This window comes from Parviterribacter kavangonensis (assembly GCF_056863335.1).
The window spans coordinates 913400-928160 of sequence record NZ_JBXPJA010000001.1; the positions used below are offsets into that span (position 1 = coordinate 913400).

19 protein-coding genes and 1 riboswitch are annotated in these 14761 nt (G+C 73.7%); of the genes, 13 read left to right on the forward strand and 6 right to left on the reverse strand.

Annotation, left to right across the window (positions count from 1 at the left end; all coding sequences use genetic code 11):
- The first annotated feature begins 239 nt into the window (after positions 1 to 239).
- The 4 genes from AC1UE4_RS04620 (at position 240) to AC1UE4_RS04635 (ending at position 4281) form a co-directional block, all read left to right on the forward strand.
- Complete coding sequence (locus AC1UE4_RS04620) at positions 240 to 1364, forward strand: amidohydrolase family protein (RefSeq protein WP_482916042.1); 1125 nt, start codon at positions 240 to 242, stop codon at positions 1362 to 1364.
- A gap of 48 nt (positions 1365 to 1412) precedes the next feature.
- Positions 1413 to 1588: riboswitch (cyclic di-AMP (ydaO/yuaA leader) on the forward strand.
- A 46-nt stretch (positions 1589 to 1634) separates the two neighbouring features.
- Positions 1635 to 2336 (forward strand): septal ring lytic transglycosylase RlpA family protein, encoded by a 702-nt coding sequence (locus AC1UE4_RS04625; protein WP_482916043.1) that lies wholly within the window; start codon positions 1635 to 1637, stop codon positions 2334 to 2336.
- A gap of 30 nt (positions 2337 to 2366) precedes the next feature.
- Positions 2367 to 3461: a DNA polymerase IV gene (gene dinB / locus AC1UE4_RS04630; RefSeq protein ID WP_482916044.1), complete on the forward strand. Its 1095-nt coding sequence runs from the start codon at positions 2367 to 2369 to the stop codon at positions 3459 to 3461.
- Positions 3462 to 3471: 10 nt separating this feature from the next.
- Positions 3472 to 4281: an alpha/beta fold hydrolase gene (locus AC1UE4_RS04635; RefSeq protein ID WP_482916045.1), complete on the forward strand. Its 810-nt coding sequence runs from the start codon at positions 3472 to 3474 to the stop codon at positions 4279 to 4281.
- Here AC1UE4_RS04635 and AC1UE4_RS04640 read toward each other — a convergent pair.
- Positions 4278 to 5021, reverse strand: coding sequence for a thioredoxin family protein (locus AC1UE4_RS04640; RefSeq protein WP_482916046.1), 744 nt, complete (start codon positions 5019 to 5021; stop codon positions 4278 to 4280). The two genes, AC1UE4_RS04635 and AC1UE4_RS04640, sit on opposite strands and share 4 nt — an antisense overlap.
- A gap of 31 nt (positions 5022 to 5052) precedes the next feature.
- Entirely contained in the window at positions 5053 to 5430 is a 378-nt protein-coding gene (locus AC1UE4_RS04645) for a nuclear transport factor 2 family protein (RefSeq protein ID WP_482916047.1), read from the reverse strand.
- 62 nt (positions 5431 to 5492) lie between these two features.
- Between AC1UE4_RS04645 and AC1UE4_RS04650 the strand changes: the two genes are divergently transcribed.
- Positions 5493 to 6293, forward strand: coding sequence for an alpha/beta fold hydrolase (locus tag AC1UE4_RS04650; protein WP_482916048.1), 801 nt, complete (start codon positions 5493 to 5495; stop codon positions 6291 to 6293).
- Here AC1UE4_RS04650 and AC1UE4_RS04655 read toward each other — a convergent pair.
- Positions 6290 to 6775: a universal stress protein gene (locus tag AC1UE4_RS04655; protein ID WP_482916049.1), complete on the reverse strand. Its 486-nt coding sequence runs from the start codon at positions 6773 to 6775 to the stop codon at positions 6290 to 6292. The two genes, AC1UE4_RS04650 and AC1UE4_RS04655, sit on opposite strands and share 4 nt — an antisense overlap.
- Entirely contained in the window at positions 6772 to 8301 is a 1530-nt protein-coding gene (locus AC1UE4_RS04660; RefSeq protein ID WP_482916050.1) for an MDR family MFS transporter, read from the reverse strand. The genes AC1UE4_RS04655 and AC1UE4_RS04660 overlap by 4 nt, the downstream gene beginning before the upstream one ends.
- A gap of 70 nt (positions 8302 to 8371) precedes the next feature.
- Between AC1UE4_RS04660 and AC1UE4_RS04665 the strand changes: the two genes are divergently transcribed.
- From AC1UE4_RS04665 to AC1UE4_RS04690, 6 genes are all read left to right on the forward strand, one after another.
- Entirely contained in the window at positions 8372 to 8830 is a 459-nt protein-coding gene (locus AC1UE4_RS04665) for a MarR family winged helix-turn-helix transcriptional regulator (protein WP_482916051.1), read from the forward strand.
- Complete coding sequence (locus tag AC1UE4_RS04670; protein ID WP_482916052.1) at positions 8830 to 9240, forward strand: DUF3052 domain-containing protein; 411 nt, start codon at positions 8830 to 8832, stop codon at positions 9238 to 9240. The genes AC1UE4_RS04665 and AC1UE4_RS04670 overlap by 1 nt, the downstream gene beginning before the upstream one ends.
- Complete coding sequence (locus AC1UE4_RS04675; RefSeq protein ID WP_482916053.1) at positions 9237 to 10010, forward strand: thioesterase family protein; 774 nt, start codon at positions 9237 to 9239, stop codon at positions 10008 to 10010. The genes AC1UE4_RS04670 and AC1UE4_RS04675 overlap by 4 nt, the downstream gene beginning before the upstream one ends.
- Positions 10011 to 10083: 73 nt before the next feature.
- The gene (locus tag AC1UE4_RS04680; RefSeq protein WP_482918202.1) at positions 10084 to 10599 is read left to right on the forward strand and encodes a pyridoxamine 5'-phosphate oxidase family protein; all 516 of its coding nucleotides are present in this window, start codon (positions 10084 to 10086) and stop codon (positions 10597 to 10599) included.
- Complete coding sequence (locus AC1UE4_RS04685; protein ID WP_482916054.1) at positions 10596 to 10967, forward strand: hypothetical protein; 372 nt, start codon at positions 10596 to 10598, stop codon at positions 10965 to 10967. Before AC1UE4_RS04680 ends, AC1UE4_RS04685 begins: the two co-directional genes overlap by 4 nt.
- A 30-nt stretch (positions 10968 to 10997) precedes the next feature.
- On the forward strand, positions 10998 to 11888 hold the full coding sequence (locus tag AC1UE4_RS04690) for a YhjD/YihY/BrkB family envelope integrity protein (protein WP_482916055.1): 891 nt from the start codon (positions 10998 to 11000) through the stop codon (positions 11886 to 11888).
- Here AC1UE4_RS04690 and AC1UE4_RS04695 read toward each other — a convergent pair.
- Positions 11885 to 13351, reverse strand: coding sequence for a PP2C family protein-serine/threonine phosphatase (locus AC1UE4_RS04695; protein WP_482916056.1), 1467 nt, complete (start codon positions 13349 to 13351; stop codon positions 11885 to 11887). The two genes, AC1UE4_RS04690 and AC1UE4_RS04695, sit on opposite strands and share 4 nt — an antisense overlap.
- 2 nt (positions 13352 to 13353) lie before the next feature.
- Complete coding sequence (locus tag AC1UE4_RS04700; RefSeq protein ID WP_482916057.1) at positions 13354 to 13668, reverse strand: STAS domain-containing protein; 315 nt, start codon at positions 13666 to 13668, stop codon at positions 13354 to 13356.
- A 71-nt stretch (positions 13669 to 13739) separates the two neighbouring features.
- Between AC1UE4_RS04700 and AC1UE4_RS04705 the strand changes: the two genes are divergently transcribed.
- Both AC1UE4_RS04705 and AC1UE4_RS04710 read left to right on the forward strand, forming a co-directional pair.
- Positions 13740 to 14120 carry an ATP-binding protein gene (locus AC1UE4_RS04705; RefSeq protein WP_482916058.1) on the forward strand — a complete coding sequence of 127 codons (381 nt, stop codon included), beginning with the start codon at positions 13740 to 13742 and terminating at the stop codon, positions 14118 to 14120.
- Between the two features lie 5 nt (positions 14121 to 14125).
- Positions 14126 to 14755, forward strand: a complete 630-nt coding sequence (locus tag AC1UE4_RS04710; protein WP_482916059.1) for a class I SAM-dependent methyltransferase — start codon at positions 14126 to 14128, stop codon at positions 14753 to 14755.
- Positions 14756 to 14761: the final 6 nt, after the last annotated feature.

Sequence of the window (14761 nt, forward strand, 5' to 3'; positions counted from 1 at the left end):
GGCGCGCGGGAGCGGGAAACGCAAGATCACCCGTGCCGAAGAGACCTCCTCGTGCGGCTCTCTAAATCGGGGTGCTCGCACTCCCGAGCGCTCGGCGAGGTCACTCACCGGGCGCTTCTCCGCAGGGCTAGCCACGTCAATCAGCGTCCACGGGACTTCCTGACGGTCTCGCCGCCGGAGAACTCCCCGGCGCCCTTCCGAACGAAGGGGGTAGGCGGCGGGCCGCTACGGTCCCGCGGGTGCCCGCGCCGACTGCACCCTGGGACGAGACGGTCCGCCCGTTCTACGACCGCGCACTCGCGGCGCTGCCGTCCGGCGTGCAGTGGTGGGACGCTCACACGCACATCGGCCACAACGACCCGGACGGGCTCGAGGCCGACCCGCCGGACATCCTCGCGAGCCTCGACCGCGGCGGCCATCACGGGGCGCTCGTGTTCCCGCTGCACGAGCCCGACGGCTACGGCGAGGCGAACGACATCGTCTTCAAGGCGGTCGCCGAGTCGGACGGCAGGCTGCGCGCGCTCGGGCGCGTGAACCCGAACCTCCCCGGCGCCGTCGACGAGGCGCGGCGCTGCCTGGAGAACGGCGCGGAGGGCTTCAAGCTCCACCCGCGCTCGGACCACTTCGGCCTGCCGCACCCCATCGTCGAAGAGGTCGTGAAGCTGGCGCACGAGGCCCGCGCGACCGTGCTCTTCCACGCCGGCCGCGGCATCCCGCGGCTGGGGGAGACGATCATCGAGCTGGCCCGCACGTACCCGGGGGCGCGGTTCATCCTCGCCCACGCCGGCATCAGCGACATCGGCTGGATCGGGCCGCCGGCGGCCGAGCTCGACAACGTCCTCTTCGACACCTCGTGGTGGCAGGCGGGCGACCTGCTGCAGCTGTACGCGACGGTCCCGCCCGGCCGCATCGTCTACGCGAGCGACGCGCCGTACGGCAGCGCGCTCTTCGCCGGCTACGCGTTCCTGCGCTGTGCGACCGCGCTCGGCCTCGAGGGCGACGCGCTCGCCGGCATCGCCGGCGGGACGCTCGAGCTCATCCTCGAGGGCGAGCCGGCGCCGGACCTCGGGCCTGCTCCGGGCATCGCGAAGCTCGGCGGCCGCGACCTCGGGTGGGAGCGGACCGCGAGCTACCTCTGCACCGCGTGCCACATGGCGTTCCGCGGCGGCGACCCGACCGAGCCGCTGTCGCTCGCGGCGCTCGCGTGCGAACGGTTGGATGGGAACGACGTCGCGCGCGCCATCCTCGAGCTGATCGACGGGACGTTCGACGTCATCGCGAGCGGCCCGCCACGCCTGTCCCAGGCGACGTATGGCGCGCTCGTCGGGCAGCTCCTTGCCGCAACTGCGGCGCACGGTGTGTGACGTACCGCACATGCAGTTCAATGGACCGACGTACAGTCCGAACGTAAGTTCGTAACGAAGCCGAACCGGCACGACCTGATCGTGCCGGGCGGGGGACCCACTGCCGGCGTGTTCGAAGAGAGCGCGACGGCCGGGGCGAATCGCCGGGTGCTCCCGGCGTAGCGGCCGCTCAAGACGGTCGCGAGCCCGACAGCTCACCTCGTAGGCAGCCAAAGACAGACGTGTCGCACCCGCCCGTCCGGAGGTGCGACGCAGGAGGTACGCACGACCGTGAGGCCGCAACTGACGCGCGCCCGCGCCGCCCTGGGCGCCGGCACGCTTGGAACGTTCATCGCCCTTGGCGCCACCGCCGCCGCCGGCCAGGAGCCCGCGCCCGCGCAGACGGCGCCGACCGCTGCTGCCGCCGCCGCACCGCGCGCGAACAGCACCTTCCAGATCACCCGTCATCGCCTGAACGTCCGCACCGGCCGCAGCGCCGTCGTCGCCGGCGTCCTGCGCCCCGGCGCCGCCGGCCGCATCGTGACGCTGCAGCGCCGTGGTCATCGACGCTGGGTCACCATCGACCGTGCGCGAACGTCGCGCTCGGGCCGGTTCGTGCTGCGCCGTGCGTTCCGCACCGCGTCGACCGCGCCCGTCCGCGTCCGCTTCGGCGGCGACGCCCGCACGCAGCCGGCCAAGCGCCGCATCGGTCGCCTGAGCGTCTTCCGTCCCGCGCTCGCGTCCTGGTACGGCCCGGGCCTCTACGGCAACAAGCTCGCCTGCGGCGGCACGCTCAGCTCCGGCACGATCGGCGTCGCGCACAAGAACCTCCCGTGCGGCACGAAGCTCGTGCTGCGCAAGGGCTCGCGCACCGTCCAGGCCCGCGTGATCGACCGCGGCCCGTACGTCGGCGCGCGCGAGTTCGACCTCACCCAGGCGACCAAGAACCGCCTCGGGTTCGGCTCGACCGGGACCGTCTGGGTCAGCCACTAGCCGTCCTCGGCCCGAACTACTGTTCGGGCCGTGTCCGCCGAGCGCCGCGTCGTCGCCCACTGCGACATCGACGCCTTCTACGCGTCGGTCGAGCTGCTGCGGCGGCCGGAGCTCGCGGGCAAGCCGCTCGTCGTCGCGGGCACCGGCCCGCGGTCGGTCGTGACGACCGCGTCCTACGAGGCGCGGAAGTTCGGGATCGACTCGGCCATGCCCGCCGCCCGGGCGCGCTCGCTGTGCCCGCAGGCGGTGTTCCTGCCGCCGGACTTCACGGCGTACCGCGCCAAGAGCAAGGAGGTCTGGGACCTCGTCCGCTCGCGCGTCGACCGCATCCAGCAGGTCGGCATCGACGAGGCCTACCTCGACGTCACCGGGTTCGAGAAGCCGATGCGCGTGCTGCGCGAGCTCGTCGCCGACCTCCACGAGACGACCGGCATGACGATGTCGGTCGGCGTCGGGCCGTCGCGGCTCGTCGCGAAGACCGTCAGCTCGACGTTCAAGCCGCGCGCGTTCGCCGCCCTCTCGCGCGAGCAGGCGTGCGAGCGCTTCGCCGGCGCCTCGACGCGGATCCTGCAGGGCGTCGGCCCGAAGACCGCGGAGCGCCTCGCCGAGGCCGGGTTCCACACGATCGGCGACCTGCAGCGCGCGGGGGAGGATCCGCTCGTCGCCCGCTTCGGGCAGCGGATGGGCCGCTACCTGTCGAGCCGCGCGTGGTTCCACGACGACTCGCCCGTGCAGGCGGTCGGCGCCGCGAAGTCGCGGTCGAACGAGACGACGTTCCCCGAGGACGTCGCCGACCACGGCGAGCTCGAGGCGACGCTGCGCCGGCTCGCCGAGGAGCTCTGCGCCGGCCTGCGCAGGAAGGAGGTCGCCGGCCGGAACATCGCGATCAAGGTCCGCCTCGACGACTGGACCACGGTGACACGCGCGCGCACGATCGAGGACCGCACGAACGACCCCGAGGTCGTCATCCCCGTCGTGCTCGATCTCTTCCGCGCGTACGCGCCCGCGCGACCCGTGCGGCTGCTCGGCGTCCGGCTCGCCGCGTTCGAGGACCGCCCGGCGGCCGACGAGCCCGTGGAGGAGAACGGGGCGTCGCCGCAGCTGCGCCTGCCCGTCGGCGTCTAACGTCCTGCGGATGCCGACCGCGAACGTCAACGGCCACGACCTGCACTGGGTCGAGCGCGGCGAGGGCGAGCCCCTGCTGCTGATCATGGGGATGAGCGGCACGCACCTGTCGTGGGGCGACCCGTTCCTGGACCTCCTCGCAAGCGACTTCCGCGTCATCGCCTACGACCACCGCGGCGTCGGGCGCAGCGGCCGCGCGGACGCGGGCTACTCGATCGCCGACCTGGCCGACGACGCCGCCGGTCTCATCGGGGAGCTCGCCCTCGAGAGCGTGCATGTGCTGGGCATCTCGATGGGCGGGATGGTCGCCCAGCACCTCGCGCTGCGCCATCTCGGCCGGGTCCGCACGCTGGCGCTCGGCTGCACCTACAGCGGCGGCGAGGGCAGCGCGCTCACCGGGCCCGCGGTGCTCGAGAAGCTGCAGGCCGGCTGGTCGGGCGGCGATCGCGAGAAGGCGCTGCGCGCCGGCTGGGAGGTCAACGTCTCGGCGGCGTTCGCCGGGGACGAGGACCAGTTCTCGGCGTTCCGGCAGCGCGCGATGGACCTCCCGGTTCCGCTGCCCGTGATCTTCGCCCAGATGCAGGCGATCGGCGGCCACGACGTGCTCGCGCGGCTCGAGGAGATCAGGGCGCCCACGCTCGTGGTCCACGGCACCGAGGACCAGATGCTCCCGGTCGCCAACGCGCACCTCATCGCTTCGCGGATCCCGAACGCCCGCCTCGAGGTGCTCGACGGCGTCGGTCACATGTTCTGGATCGAGCGGCCCGAGCGCAGCGCCGACCTGCTGCGCGAGCACGCCCTCACACGAACCGGCGCCTAGTACAGAGCGGCGGCGAGCCGGCGGCGCGCGTCGCGGGCGAGCGGGTGCTCGACCCCGAGCTCGTCGAGCACGGCCACGACCGCCTGGCGGATGTCGTCCTTCGCGCCGTCGGTCGACGGCAGCGCCCCGATCAGCAGGTCGATCGCGCGCTCGTGCTCGCCGGCGTCGAGCGCCGCCCACGCATCCTTCAGGTCCGGTTCGCCGCGGTCCTCGAGGCGGATGCGCGCGGCGATGCCCTGCGCCTGGAAGTCGCCCGGCAGGTTCGCGACGACCCGCAGCGCCTCCTCGCGCTCGCCGCGCCCGAGCAGGATGCGTGCGAGCGGGACCGCCGCGTCGGCACGGGTGGGCTCCAGCTCGAGCGCCCGGCGCAGCGACGCCTCGTCGCCCGCCGCGGCCAGCAGCTCCGCCTCCGAAGGCACGAGCCCGTCGAAGAACCGCTCGACGGCCTGCGGCGGCAGCGCGCCGACGAACTCGTCGACGACCTCGCCGTCCCGGAACGCCTTGACGGCGGGGATCCCCTGGATCCGGAACTCCGCCGCCGTCCGCTGGTTCGCGTCGGTGTCGAGCTTGGCGAGCACGACCTTGCCCTCGCGGGCGGTCGCGGCACGTTCGATCAGCGGCCCCAGCTGCCGGCACGGGCCGCACCACTCGGCCCAGAAGTCCACGACGACGGGGAGCTCCTTCGAGCGGTCCAGGACCTCCGCACGGAACGTGGCGTCGGTGACGTCGATGACCGTCATGAGACGGATGGTAGGAAGGCCGCGCGGTACGTCAGGCGACGGCCAGGCCGCGCCCGGTGTCCGCGTGCGCGGTCAACGGCACGATCCGCTCGATGAGCCCGTCGACGACCGTGAAGCGCCACGACGCGGGCGAGTCCGACAGCGAGTTGTCGTCGAAGATCCGGATGCGCCCGTGGACCAGCACGTCGTTGCCGTCGGCGACGATCCGGTGCGCCTGGACCTCGGTGCGCCGCGATCCCGGACGCGACTCGGCGCGCAGGAACGCGCGCACGCCCTCGACGCCCTTGATGACGTTCCCGCTCCCGGGCGGCAGGGCGGTGACCCCCGGTGCCATGAGCGCGACGAGCTGCCGGTCATCGCCGGCGGCGCGGGCCTCGAAGAGCAGGCGGACGACGTCCGCTGGCGGCATGGCGGCCATGGATCGACACTCCCACGTCGGAGTGGGCCGGGTCAATGGCTAGGTTGGCCGGCATGCACGACTTGGCGGTTGAGGACACGGGCGGCGACGGCCTCCCGGTCGTCCTGCTCCACGGGCTGACCGCCACGCGGCGCTACGTGGTCATGGGCTCGAAGGCGCTCGAGCGCAGCGGTCACCGCGTCATCGCCTACGACGCGCGCGGCCACGGCGAGTCCGCGCCGGCGCCCTCGTCCGACGCCTACGAGTACGCCGACCTCGCCTCCGATCTGCTCGACGTGCTGGACGACCGCGGCATCGACCGCGCGGTGCTGGCCGGTGCGTCGATGGGCGCGCACACGCTGCTGCGCGTCGCGATCGAGCACCCCGACCGTGCGGCCGGCCTCGTCGTGATCACGCCCGCGTACGACCCCGTCGATCACGGCGGCGAGGCCAGCCTCGCGCGCTGGGACGCGCTGGCCGAGGGGCTGCGCACCGGCGGCGTCGACGGGTTCGTCGAGGCCTACGGCGAACCCGGCGTGCCGGACGAGTGGCGCGAGACCGTCCTGCGCGTCGTCCGCCAGCGGCTCGAGCGCCACGAGCATCCCGAGGCGGTCGCAGACGCGCTGCAGGTCGTGCCCCGGTCGCGCCCGTTCGACGACCTCCACGCGCTGGAGCAGATCGAAGCGCCCACGGTCGTCGTCGCCGACCGCGACGAGGCCGATCCGGGCCACCCGCTGAGCGTGGGGGAGGACTACGCGCGCGTCATCCCGGGCGCGCGCCTCGTCGTCGAGGAGGAGGGCAAGTCGCCGATCGCCTGGCAGGGCGGCCAGCTCTCGAAGGTGATCGCCGAGGTCGCCGAGCAGGCGCGGTTCTAGGCGGCGTCCGCGTCGCCATCGCCGTCGCGCGGCGCGTGCGCGACGAAGACCGCGACGTCGGCGTGGTGCAGCACGTGGCCGCTCACGCTGCCGATCAGGGCGCCGACCCGCCCGACGCCGCGCGCGCCGAGCATGACCGCGTCGTACTTGCCGCAGTTCGCCAGCGCGACGATCTCCGGCCCGGCCTTGCCGCGGCGGAAGATCGTCGTGACCGGCAGCTCCTCCGGAATGCGGTCGATCGCGCGCCGCAGCGTCGCGTCCGCCTCGGCGTCGGCGTCCGCCTGCAGGCGCACGACGTCGATCGCGGCGCCGGGCCAGCGGCTGACGTCGGAGACGTCGGGCGCGACCGACACCAGCGCGATCGACGCGTTGTCGCGGCGCGCCGCGGTGACGGCCATGGCGAGCGCGAGGTCGGCGTTGGCCGAACCGTCGATGGCGACCAGCAGCCGGCGGTAGTGGAGCTCGTCGAGTCGCTCGGTCATGCGGCGACGTGCTCCGTCGTCTCGCGGTGGAACCGTCGCTCGGTCTCCTCGCGGGTCAGCTCGATGCCGCTCTTCTGGCCGAGCGGCTTCTCGTGCATGAACCACAGCGCGGCGAAGGCGACGAGCCCGAGCGGCGCGGCGGCGAGGAACATCTCGGCGATGCCGGTGCCGTACGCGTGCTCCACCACGTGGACCGTGCCGTCGGGAAGCGTCGACAGATCGGGGACCTGACCGGAGCCGCCGATCTCCGCACGCGCATGGTGGGCGAGCAGCGCACCGAGGACGCTGACGCCGATGGCGCCGCCGAGCGTCCGGAAGAACGCGATGAGCGCACTGCCGGCGCCGATGTCGCGCTGGGCGACGGAGTTCTGCACGACGAGGACGAGGTTCTGCATGACCATGCCGACGCCGGCGCCGACGAGCAGCATGAACGCGCCGATCTCGACGAGGCTCGTCGTCTCGTCCATCGTGCCCATGAGCGCGAGACCGGCGGTGAAGAGCAGCGTGCCGACCTGCATCAAGCGCTTGTAACGACCCGTGCGGGTGACGATCCGCCCGATGACCGTCGACGCGACGAACAGGCCGACGACCATCGGGATCGACAGCAGGCCCGACTCCGTCGGCGACTTGCCGCGCGCGATCTGCATGTACTGGCTGAGGAACACGGTGGTGCCGAACATCGCGATGCCGACGGCGACGCTTGCGATGACCGCCATGACGACGGTGCGGTCGGCGAACAGCCGAAGCGGCACGAGCGGCTCGCGCACCCGGCGCTCCACCGCGACGGCGGCGGCGCAGAGGACGAGGCCGGCGCCGACGAGCAGCGCGCTCGTCGGTGAGAGCCAGTCGAACTGCTCGCCGGCGAGCGAGACCCAGATCAGCAGGCTGGAGACGCCGCCGGCGATGAGCAGCGCGCCGGGGAAGTCGATGCGCGCCTCGCGGCGGCGGCGCGGGAGATGGAGCGTCCGCTGGAGGACGACGAACGCGGCGACGCCGAACGGCACGCCGATGTAGAAGCACCAGCGCCAGCCGAACGCGTCGGTGACCAGGCCGCCGAGCAGCGGGCCGGCGACGGTCCCGAGCCCGAACACCGCGCCGAGGTAGCCGCTGTAGCGGCCGCGCTCGCGCGGGGAGACGAGGTCGGAGAGGATCACCTGGACGAGCGCGGTGAGGCCGCCGACGCCGAGGCCCTGCACGACGCGGCAGCCGATCAGCCACGACGTCGACTGAGCGAGGCCGGCGAGGATCGAGCCGGACACGTAGATCACGAGCCCGGCCTGGACGAGCAGCTTGCGGTCGAAGAGGTCGGCGAGCTTGCCCCAGATCGGCGTCGTCACCGTCAGGGCGAGCAGCGTGGAGGTGACGACCCACGTGTACGACGACTGGCTGCCGCCGAGGTCGCCGATGATCTGCGGCAGCGCCGTCGTGACGACGGTGCTGGAGAGGATGGCGACGAACATCGCCATGAGCAGGCCGGACATGGCCTGGAGGACTTCGCGGTGGGTGGCAGGGCGGTCTGTGGGCATCCCGAACTACTCTCAGCGTAGCAACGTTCGCGTGGACGCGAACATCGCGCAGCATGTACCATTCGTGTGCATGAGAGCGATTGCCGCACAGGAGGACGCGACCGACCGGGTCGCCGAGGACCTCTACGAGGTGCTCGCCCACGTGATGCGCGCGAGCCAGGGCGACGTGTTCCACTTGGCGTCGGAGCTCGACCTCACGCTCACGCAACTGCGGGTCATGCACGTGCTCGTGCGCGCGGAGAGCGAGCCGTCGCTCATGGACCTCGCCGCCGCGATCGACCTCTCCGTCGCGGCGACCGGCCGCGCCGCCGACTCCCTCGTGCGGGCCGGCTTCGTCGCGCGCCGCGAGGACGAGGCGGACCGGCGCGTCAAGCGCCACTCGCTGACGTCCGAGGGGCGCCGGGCGCTCGATCGCCTCGCCGCGCAGCGCCGCGCCGGCGTGGAGCGGTTCGTCGCGCAGCTCGACCGCGACGACCGCCGCCGGCTCGCCGGCGCGCTCGAGCCGCTGGCCGGCCGGCTGCGCGGTTGATGGCGGACGCCGGCTACTCGGGCACGCCGCTCGTCAAGAAGCTCGGCGTCAAGCCCGGCCATCGCGTCGCCTGGCTCGGTGCGCCGGACGGGTTCGACGGGCTCGTCGGCGACCTGCCCGACGGCACGCGCGTGTCGCGGCGGCTCGCGAAGGGCCTCGACGTGCTCGTGCAGTTCGTGACCGCGCGCGCGGAGCTCGGCCGCCGGCTGCCCGCGTTGCGCGAGGCCGTGTTCCCCGCCGGCGCGGCGTGGATCGCTTGGCCGAAGCGCAGCTCGGGCGTCGCGACCGACGTCACCGAGGACGTCGTGCGCGAGCTGGCGCTGCCCCTCGGCCTCGTCGACGTGAAGGTCATCGCGATCGACGCGACGTGGAGCGGCCTGAAGCTCGTCGTGCGCAAGGAGCTGCGGTGATCTTCGCGCGCGACGGCGAGACGTACGTCCCGACCGGCCACGCGGTGGGCCCGTGGGATCCCGGGCAGCTGCATGGCGGCGGGCCGAGCGCGCTGGTCGCCCGCGAGGTCGAGCGCCTCGCGCCCGACATGCACCTGACGCGGCTGACGGTCGAGTTCCTCGGGGCCGTGCCGCTGGCGCCCGTCACCGTGCAGGCGGAGATCGTCAAGCGGGGCCGGCGCTTCCAGCTCGCCGAGGCGTCGCTCGCCAGCAACGGGCGCGAGGTGCTGCGTGCGCGGGCCGTGCTGCTGCGCGTCGACGACGTCGACGGGGTGCCGCCGGGCGCGCCGGAGCCGCCGCTCGACGCCGGACCGGACGAGGCGACCGTGCACGAGTGGCCGCTCGGCCACGGCGAGGAGGGCTTCCACCTGACCGGCATGGAGATCCGCTTCGCGCGCAGCTCGTTCGGCGAGAACGGCCCCGCGCTGGCCTGGTTCCGGCTGAACCATGCGCTCGTCGAGGGGGAGGAGCCGTCGCCGGTGCAGCGCGCGGTCGCCGCCGCCGACTTCGGCAACGGCGTCAGCCGCGAGCTCGACTGGCGCGAGTGGCTCTTCATCAACACGGACCTCTCGGTGTTCCTGCACCGGCCGCCGGCCGGCGAGTGGATCGCGCTCGACGCGCGGACGGTGCTCGAGCGCGCGGGCGTCGGCATGGCCACGTCGACGCTGCACGACGAGAGCGGCGCCGCGATCGGCATGGCGCATCAGTCCCTCTTCGTGGCGCCCCGGTAGCCTCGCTTGGACCGTGGCCAAGGTCCTCGAGCACATCGACGCGCCGCTTGCGCGGTGGATCGGCCGCCAGCCGATGTTCTTCGTCGGGACGGCGCCGAGCGACGACGACGGCCGCGTGAACGTCTCGCCGAAGGGGCCGGGCGGGACGCTGCGCGTGCTCGGGCCGCTCGAGGTCGCGTACCTCGACGTGTTCGGCAGCGGGGCGGAGACGATCGCCCACCTGCGCGACAACGGCCGGATCGTCGTGATGCTGTGCGCGTTCGAGGGGCCGCCGAAGATCGTCCGGCTGCATGGCCGCGGCGAGGTCGTGCTCGCCGAGGACCCGCGCTTCGACGCGCTGCTCGAGCAGTGGTCGTTCGACGACCTCGGGCCACCCGAGGCGCGCCGGGCGATCATCCGCGTCGACGTCGAGCGCGTCGCCACCTCGTGCGGGTACGGCGTGCCGCTCATGGAGCACGTCGGCGACCGCGAGCACTACGCGCTGTCGGTCGGCAAGAAGCTGCGGACCAAGGGCGCCGAGACGTACCGGCGCGACGCGCGCGTGCGCAACGCGCAGAGCATCGACGGCCTGCCGTCGGTGCCCGCGTGAGCGCGCTGCTCGCGGCGGTCCTCGCCCTCGGCGTACCGCCGGCGCCGTCTCCGCCGCCGCGGGTCCACTGCCCGCCCGCCGTCGCCGGCTGCCGCGCGGTGACCGGCACGATCGTCTACGTCGAGCGCGTCGACCCCGACGGCGACGGCGACCTGCACGTCGTCGTGGCGGCCGGCTCGATCAGCCTGCCCGGCCTGACGTCGATCGACGTCGAGAAGGCGCTGCGCCCGCGGCGCGACCCGCACATCGGCGAGCGCGCCGGGGGCGCGGGGCCGGTCTACCGCGGCTCCTACGGCCAGCGGCAGATCCAGGCCGTGCGATTCCGTGTGTTCGGCCAGCAGGCTCCGCACCAAGGTTCCGGCGGGTAGCCGCCGAAGGGAGCGGGGACAATGCACCGAGTGCGGCGCATCTTCGACTTCTGGTGGGGCCAGGGCATCGCCGACGACGTCCCGGCGCTCACCTACTACCTCGTGCTGTCGCTGGCGCCGTTCGCGCTGGGCGTCGCCGCGCTCGAGGCGCTGCTCCTCAAGGACGTGCTCTCCGCCGTCGAGGTCGCGCAGCAGGTCAACCGCTTCCTGCCGGAGGAGGTCCACGCCGACATCCAGCGGCTCATCCTCGGCACGCGCGACAACTCGCCGCTGCTGCTCGCCGTCGCCGTCGCCTCGATGCTGTGGACGACGTCGGGCGCGATCGGCGTCATCGAGCGCTGCGAGTCGCGGATCCTCGACTGCCCGCGCCACCACGTCGTCACCGGCCGGCTGCGCAACGTCGGGCTCGGCGTGTTCGTCGCGGCGATGTTCGTCGCCGCCGCGTCGGGCGCGCCGGTGATCGGCCGCGCCGCCGACCAGCTCGACCTCTGGGGCGAGACGCCGACGTGGGCGCCGTTCGTCGCGAACGCGTTCGGGTCGGTCGTCGTGTTCATGTTCATCTTCCGCTACGCGCCGCGGTCGCGGCTCGGCTGGCGCCCGGCGCTGCTCGGCGCGCTGCCGGCCGGGATCCTGACGCCCGCGATCCCCGCGCTCGTCGGCCTGTACTTCGGCGCGGCCGCCGGCTTCGCGGCGGTGCGGCTGTTCCTGCTGCTGGCCGTGCTCCTCCTCGGCCTCTACCTGATGGCCACCGTCATGCTCATCGGCGCGGGCGTCGCCACGAACGCGGAGCTGCGCCGCCGGCGCCGCCGTCGCGACCGCCCGCCGATCCGCGGCGGTCCGGAGGGCCTGCTGCCGCAGAAACGGCGCCGGGCGGCGACCGACGCGCGGACCGAGCGCGTCGGGGTCGGCGGACCCCGCTAGGCCACGGCCGGCTCGACCGGGATGCCCGGCACGCGCGCGACCGCGATCGCGACGTCGTCGCGCGGGCGCCCGCGCTGCGCCAAGACGACCGCGTTCTGCAGCGTCGCGGCGATCGCGTTCGCTCCCATGCCCGAGCAGCGCCGCACCATCGCGGCGAGCTTCTCGTCGCCGAGCAGGCCGTCGGGCGTCCGCGCCTCGGTGATCCCGTCGGTGTAGAAGACGAGCGCGTCGCCCGGATCGAGCCGGATCGGCTCGTCGTGCAGGTCGGGGTCGTCGACGAAGCCGAGGACCGTTCCGGGGCGGCCGGCCGGCTCCACGCTGCCGTCGGCGCGCAGCACGAGCGGGAGCGGGTGGCCGGCGCAGCTGACCTCGGCGAGCATGGCGTCGCCGAGCGGCTCCAGCCGCGCGAGCGCGACGGTGCAGTAGCGGCCGCGCGTGGCGCGCTGGGCGTTGAGCGCGCGGTTGAGCGCGTGCAGCACGCCGCTCGGCCGCGCCTCGTAGTGAGCCGCGGCGCGGATCGTGTGGCGCGTCAGGCCGGTGAGCGCGGCGGCGCGCGCACCCTTGCCGGTCACGTCGCCGATGGCGACCATCGTCGCGCCGTCGTCGGTCGAGAAGGCGTCGTAGAAGTCGCCGCCGACCTCGGTCCCGTCGCCGGCGGGTCGGTAGGCGGCCCCGAGCTCGAGCCCCTCGAGCCGCGGCAGGCGCTCGGGCAGCAGGCTCTCCTGCAGGACGCGGGCGATCTCCGCCTCGCGCGCGTACAGGCGCGCGTTGTCGACGGCGAGCGCGGCGCGCAGGCCGAGGTCCTCGGCGAGGACGAGCTCGTCGTCGCCGAAGCTGCGGTGGCGGTCGGTCGACGCGAGCGTGAGGACGCCGAGGACCTCGCCGCGGGCCGTCAGCGGCACGAGGAGCACGCTGCTGGGGGGCCGTTCGATCCCGAGGCCGGCGTTGAGCAGCGAGACGTCACCGGACTCCGTCCGCTGAGCGCGGCGGGTCGCGATGACCGCGGCGACCGGGTCGGGCTCGCTCGGGACCGGGATGATCTCCGGCAGCGCGCGCAGCATCCGCTCGCCGCGCGCGTCGGCGGCGACGGCGGCGACGCGGCGGACGCGGTCGCCCTCGACCAGGTGCACGAGGCAGAGGTCCGCGAGCGACGGGACCGAGATGCCGGCGAGCGAGTCGATCGTCTCGCGCAGGTCGAGCGAGGCGTCGAGCAGGGGGGAGGCTTGGGCGAGGAACGTCGACCGGCGGGCGGACGCCGCCGCTCCATCGTCGGGCCGCGAGCCGAGCGCCGCCGGGAAGTCCGGGCCCGGGACGCAGACCACGACGTCGGGGTCCTCGCGGGCGAGCGTCAGCACGTCGGCGCCCGTTCCGACCGCGAGCACCTCGTGACCGTCGCGCTCGAGCCGTGCGCGCAGGCGCTCGGCCCGCTCGCTGTCGGCCTCTTCGGCGATGACGACTCGCACCGCTACTCGACCGAGGTGACGTGGAGCCGATCGATCACTTGCGCGAGGGCCATGACGCGCGCCGCCTCGCCGTCGCCCGCGAGGACGATGAGGTCGGTGCCGTGCTGGCGGGCGCGGACGTCGGCGTCGAGCAGGATCTGCAGGCCGCTCGAGTCCATGAACTCGACGTGCGTCAGGTCGAGGAGGAGGTCCAGGCCGTTGCTCTGCGCGCGCAGCACCGCGCGCTCGAGCTCATCGGCCGTCGTGAGGTCGATGTCGCCCCGTACGACGAGGCGCGTCGCCTCCTGTTCCTCGTGACGTTCGATCTGGATCGGCATGCCTGGCGCCCGAGCGCTGCGAAGTCCGTGTCTGCGCTATGGCCCCTTCGGGGAGACTACGCAAGACGCACATGCAGTTCAGCGCTTCCTTCCCACACGACGCCGATGCGATCCCGGCTGCGAGGCGCGTCCTGGATCGCGTCGCGCCGGCGCTGGATGACGAGACGCTGCGCAACGCGCGGCTCGTGGTGTCCGAGCTCGTGACCAACGTCGTGCGGCATGTGCCCGCAGAGACGGGGGACATCGAGCTCCGCGTGGCGCTGGAGGACGGCGCGTTGCACGTCGCGGTCCTCGACCACGGCCCCGGCTTCACGCCGCGGCCGCGTGACGAGGAGCAGGACTCGTCGTCCGGATGGGGGCTTCACATCCTGGCGCGTACGGCTTCTCGTTGGGGCGTCGAGAACGACGGCGCGACCTGCGTCTGGTTCGAGATGCCGGCCCTGCAGAACTGAGCGCCGTGGACGACGACGACCTCGTCGAGGAGGTCGTGCCGCTGCGCGACCGCGTCCTCGAGGTGCTGCGGCCGCGGGACGCGGACGCGCTCATCGACGAGGAGGCCTTCGAGCGCGAGGAGCAGATGCCGTACTGGGCCGAGCTGTGGCCGAGCGGCGTCGCACTCGCGCGGGCGGTCTCGGGCGCGTCGCTGCGCGGGCGGCGCGTGCTGGAGCTCGGCTGCGGCGGCCTCGCGCTGCCGTCGATCACGGCTGCCTTGGCGGGCGCGCGGGTGCTCGCGAGCGACTGGGCCGCCGATGCGCTGGAGCTCGCGGCGGAGAACGCGCGGCGCAACGAGGCGTCGATCGAGGTCGCGCGCGCCGCGTGGGGCGAGCCCGAAGCTCTCGTCTCCCGCGCCCCTTGGGACCTCGTCCTCGCCGCCGACGTGCTCTACGAGAACCGCAACCTCGACCAGCTCATGGCGCTGCTTCCCCGGTTGATCGACGAGAGGGGAGAGCTGTGGCTCGCCGACCCCAACCGCCGCAACCTCCCGCGCTTCCTCGACCGCGCCGCGCCGCTGTTCCAGTGGCGCGAGACGAAGGACCCCGAGGTCCCGACAGTCCGCGTCTTCCGGATGCGCCTTGCCCCTCCATGAAGATTG

What these genes read in the sequence shown, in the direction of transcription:
- AC1UE4_RS04640 (WP_482916046.1), bottom strand. Translation starts at nt 5,021, where the DNA reads ATGACGGTCATCGACGTCACCGACGCCACGTTCCGTGCGGAGGTCCTG.
- AC1UE4_RS04705 (WP_482916058.1), top strand. Translation starts at nt 13,740, where the DNA reads ATGCAGTTCAGCGCTTCCTTCCCACACGACGCCGATGCGATCCCGGCT.
- AC1UE4_RS04645 (WP_482916047.1), bottom strand. Translation starts at nt 5,430, where the DNA reads ATGCCGCCAGCGGACGTCGTCCGCCTGCTCTTCGAGGCCCGCGCCGCC.
- AC1UE4_RS04680 (WP_482918202.1), top strand. Translation starts at nt 10,084, where the DNA reads ATGTTCTTCGTCGGGACGGCGCCGAGCGACGACGACGGCCGCGTGAAC.
- AC1UE4_RS04670 (WP_482916052.1), top strand. Translation starts at nt 8,830, where the DNA reads ATGGCGGACGCCGGCTACTCGGGCACGCCGCTCGTCAAGAAGCTCGGC.
- AC1UE4_RS04650 (WP_482916048.1), top strand. Translation starts at nt 5,493, where the DNA reads ATGCACGACTTGGCGGTTGAGGACACGGGCGGCGACGGCCTCCCGGTC.
- AC1UE4_RS04665 (WP_482916051.1), top strand. Translation starts at nt 8,372, where the DNA reads ATGAGAGCGATTGCCGCACAGGAGGACGCGACCGACCGGGTCGCCGAG.
- AC1UE4_RS04655 (WP_482916049.1), bottom strand. Translation starts at nt 6,775, where the DNA reads ATGACCGAGCGACTCGACGAGCTCCACTACCGCCGGCTGCTGGTCGCC.
- AC1UE4_RS04635 (WP_482916045.1), top strand. Translation starts at nt 3,472, where the DNA reads ATGCCGACCGCGAACGTCAACGGCCACGACCTGCACTGGGTCGAGCGC.
- AC1UE4_RS04660 (WP_482916050.1), bottom strand. Translation starts at nt 8,301, where the DNA reads ATGCCCACAGACCGCCCTGCCACCCACCGCGAAGTCCTCCAGGCCATG.
- AC1UE4_RS04700 (WP_482916057.1), bottom strand. Translation starts at nt 13,668, where the DNA reads ATGCCGATCCAGATCGAACGTCACGAGGAACAGGAGGCGACGCGCCTC.